We start from the raw sequence: 4,061 nt of genomic DNA, 5'->3' as shown, positions 1-4,061 counted from the left end.
TACGATGACCGAGACTATAAGCCCGCCGATATACTCGGTCCTGCCGTAGCCGTAGGGGTGGTCTTCGTCAGGCATCTTGCTAGCTAGTTTTGAGCCAAATATCGTGATGATACTTGAGCCTGCATCGCTAAGGTTATTTACGGCGTCTGATATCAGCGCGACCGAGTTTGAGACCATGGCGATAAAAATTTTCGTTCCGGCTAAGAAAAAATTTGTAACTATACCGATAAGCGCGGTTTTTATGATCGTTTTTTCGCGCTTGCCGTCTTTAAAATCCATCATTTTGAGATTCCTTTTCATTTTTGGTGAGATTATATCACTTCTTGACATCAAAGCCAAAATTTTATAAAATGCGACTTTCAAAACTTCTTTTGAAACTTAAATTTATCTACAAAATTATTCCGTAATTTTAAAGAGGACACAATGGAAAATAACGCGACCCAGCCTGCAAATTCCGCGCAGGAAAGTCAAAAAACCACAAAAAAACACCAAAACTCGCGCACCCACATCCCCGTCGACGGACACAAAATCGAAGAGCTAAGAACCCTTAGCCTAGAGGAGCTCATCGCTATCGCAAACAGCGTAGGCGTCGAGAATCCGCGCGAATTTCGCAGACAAGATTTGATATTTGAGATCCTAAAAACCCAAACAAAACAAGGCGGATTTATACTTTTTACGGGCATTTTAGAGATCACGAGCGAGGGCTACGGCTTTTTGCGCTCGGTAGACGCGAACCTCAGCGACAGCTCAAACGACGCCTACGTCTCAAACTCTCAAATTCGCAAATTTGCCCTGCGCGTGGGCGACATCGTGACGGGTCAAGTACGCGAACCGAAAGATCAGGAAAAATACTACGCCCTGCTAAAAATCGAAGCGCTAAACTATATGCCGCTAATCGAGGCTAAGGAGCGCCCGCTATTTGACAACCTAACCCCACTTTTTCCGACGGAAAAGCTTCGCCTCGAGTATGATCCGATGAAGCTAACGGGCCGCGTGCTAGATCTCTTTACGCCTCTTGGCAAGGGTCAGCGCGGCCTCATCGTCGCCCCTCCAAGAAGCGGTAAAACCGAGCTCATGAAAGAGCTAGCCCACGGCATCGCGCGCAACCACCCAGAGTCGCATCTCATGGTGCTACTCGTGGACGAGCGTCCCGAGGAGGTCACCGACATGCAGCGCTGCGTAAAGGGCGAAGTGTTTAGCTCGACGTTTGACCTACCTGCGATGAACCACGTGCGCGTCGCCGAACTCGTCATCGAAAAGGCCAAACGCCTCGTAGAAATGGGCAAGGACGTCATCATCCTGCTAGATAGCATCACCCGCCTAGCGCGCGCGTATAACACCGTAACTCCGCCAAGCGGCAAGGTGCTAACGGGCGGCGTGGACGCAAATGCACTGCATAAGCCGAAACGCTTTTTCGGTGCGGCTCGAAATATAGAACACGGCGGTAGCCTCACTATAATCGCCACCGCACTCATCGACACGGGCTCGCGTATGGACGAGGTAATTTTTGAGGAGTTTAAAGGCACGGGCAACAGCGAGATCGTGCTAGATCGTAACATCTCCGACCGCCGCATTTACCCGGCCATCAACGTACTAAAATCAGGCACCAGAAAAGAAGAGCTACTACAAAAACCGGACGAACTGCAAAAGATCTGGGCTATCCGCTCGGCGATCGCGACGATGGACGACGTAGAGGCGCTTAAGTTTTTATACGCTAAGATGCTAAAAACCAAAGATAACAAAGAGCTGCTTTCGATACTAAACGAATAGTCGGTCCAAAAAACCGACTTATTTTTATACACTCTTTTAAATTTAATCTCAAATCTTATTTTATCTACACAATCCACTCAGCTAAAGCCGCTCAACGTTGTTTAATGTATTTAATTTTATAATATACCTTTATTTTATATTAAAAGGATACGGATGAAACACTTTGTCTCTAAGGTTGCCCTATGGATTGGCTTATCCTGCACTTTAGCTATGGCAGAAGGCCTGTTTTTGGGCTTAGAAGGGGATTACTCCTTTGGTTCAAAAATAAAATCTCAAGACAGTGATCCTTTAAAAAAAGCGCAGTTTGGCCTAGGAATAAAAGGCGGCTACGATTTTAACGTATTTAAGGTTTATGGAGCATACATATACGATTTTAAAGTCAAAAAACAAGGAGAAGACGCAGACGGTTCGTTTTCTTTCAAATGGAATACGCATAAATTTTTAATCGGTGCCGACTATACGCCCACCGTCGCGCAAGACTTTAAATTGGTTCTAGGCGGCTACGCAGGCTACTCAAAACTAAAAAACCAATTGATAGCCAACGATGCATATTCCGACAGCGGTAGCGCAAGCGGCTGGATCCTGGGAGGTAAATTGGGCGGCGAATACTCTCTTGACGCAAACAATGCGATCGAGTTAGGCTTCAAAGCGGACAAAACATTTTATAGCTACAAAACCAAAGAAACAAACACCGGTTTATACCTAGGCTATACATACAAATTTTAATTTAAAAGAGCCTATCTTAGGCTCTTTCTTTAGTTTAGATTCTCCAAACTCGGCTCTCCAAACAGTCGTTTAGCTTCTTTTAAAACCGCTTGATTTTTTGCGGCTTTAGGATCGGTTTGAGTTTTTGCGGCCAAATTTGACATAGGATCTTGAGCGTTCAAATTTGCCCCGCTTGAGGACGAGTCGTCAAAATTCGCTTCGCTTTGCAACTCGTCGCCGATTAAATTTGCCGTATCAAAAGTCGCGTCGTTTCGCGAGACGAAATCCGCTAAAGCGCCCTGTGTACTCGTTTTAACCAAGCCGCCAAATACATTATCGCCGTTTTGCCGAGGTTCTAAATTTTGCCTTACGACGGCGCTTGTCGGCTTGCTCGCGTCTTGCTCAAAGGACGCGGCGATACCCTCATACTCGGCCGCCTCGCTAAACATCTCGCTCACGTCATCAGGATCAAATGGCGGCTCGCCGAAGCTAGCCGTCTGTGGCGCGCTGTTTTGGTTAAATTTAGCCGCGGCGCTTGGTTTTTGCTCCGTTTTTGCGGCATTTTGGCTCTCTAGCCGCTTTAGTTCATCATCTAAAAACGCCAGATCCGCCCCCGCAGACATTCCGTCGTCGGTCTTAAATTTTAGCGAATACGCCTCGTGAAAATCGTGCGTATCGTCGCGCATGCTCTCAAAATCGGGCGCAAATTTAGGCTCGGCCAGATGATTTAAATTCGTCTGCGAGATTTGCGTCAAATTTGACTCGTTTTCGTTTAAATTTAAGGGCGCGGTTTCGTCGTATAACGAGTCGCTATTGGTTTGCGCGCTAGGCGCCGAGTCGTTCGCCGCCTGCATTTGCGGAGTCAAATTTTGCGTTTGCTCGCCCTGCTCGCCGCTTTTAAATTCGGCGCCCAAATTTTGCTCCGAGGGCGCAACTGTCCCCTCTTCGCTACCGCCTGCAAACAAATTTCCGGTCAAATTTGAGGACTCTTGCGCTTGGTCGTTTTGGCTTAAATTTTCTTGCGCGTCGTCCGAGTCAAATTTGGAGTCAGCCTGGTTTGACGTCGCCTCATCGGCCTCAGATTTTGCTGCACCGCCGCGCTCGTCATCCAAATTTGCCGCGCTTTTTTGCTCTTGCACCCCTACATCCGGGCTTTGCTTGGGAGTTATCTTTATCTTTGCGCTCTCGCCAAAAAGACTACGCAAAATCTGCAAAATCACCTTCGAGCTCTCGCGAAGCCGCCTCTGATCATCGCCGGCCGCACTTGAGGCTAGACTCATGCAGCCGCCCGAAAAGTCCAAAAACTCGATGCAGTTTTTAAAGCACTCGCCAAGATCAAAGCTGCGGTCGTAAATTTTGGCCAAAAACGCCTCGTAAGCCGGATTTGGAGTTTTCGCGGCGCCGGTTTGGCCACCCGGCTCTTGGGGAGTCTGAGCGCTCAAATTTGCCGAGCCGGCCAGTGCCTGAGCGCCCAAATTTTGCCCTTGAGCCGCGCCGTTTTGCAAGGCTAGTTTGGGCGCGTTTGCTCCCGTCAAATTTGATCCGTCCGCAGAGCGTGAAATTTGACCCGCCTGCGCAGGAGCCGT

General features: G+C 48.2%; 3 protein-coding genes and 1 pseudogene. 2 read left to right on the top strand and 2 right to left on the bottom strand.

Annotation, left to right across the window (positions count from 1 at the left end; genetic code table 11):
• On the bottom strand, nt 1–282 hold a 282-nt coding region (locus H740_RS03855), incomplete at its 3' end, for a cation diffusion facilitator family transporter (protein WP_002951473.1).
• 141 nt (nt 283–423) lie between these two features.
• On the opposite strand from H740_RS03855, the gene rho reads away from it, so the two are divergent.
• Nucleotides 424–1,770, top strand: coding sequence for a transcription termination factor Rho (rho, locus tag H740_RS03850; protein ID WP_002951472.1), 1,347 nt, complete (start codon nt 424–426; stop codon nt 1,768–1,770).
• 153 nt (nt 1,771–1,923) lie between these two features.
• Nucleotides 1,924–2,496 carry an outer membrane beta-barrel protein gene (locus H740_RS03845; protein ID WP_034957230.1) on the top strand — a complete coding sequence of 191 codons (573 nt, stop codon included), beginning with the start codon at nt 1,924–1,926 and terminating at the stop codon, nt 2,494–2,496.
• 29 nt (nt 2,497–2,525) lie between these two features.
• On the opposite strand, the pseudogene H740_RS11890 reads toward H740_RS03845, so the two are convergent.
• Nucleotides 2,526–4,061, bottom strand: a pseudogene (locus H740_RS11890) (DNA polymerase III subunit gamma/tau); the annotation flags it as partial.

The organism is Campylobacter showae CC57C (assembly GCF_000344295.2).
GTDB classification, from domain to species: domain Bacteria; phylum Campylobacterota; class Campylobacteria; order Campylobacterales; family Campylobacteraceae; genus Campylobacter_A; species Campylobacter_A showae_B.
Note: the sequence above shows the minus strand (reverse complement) of the source record. Positions and strands in the feature narration are given on the sequence as shown.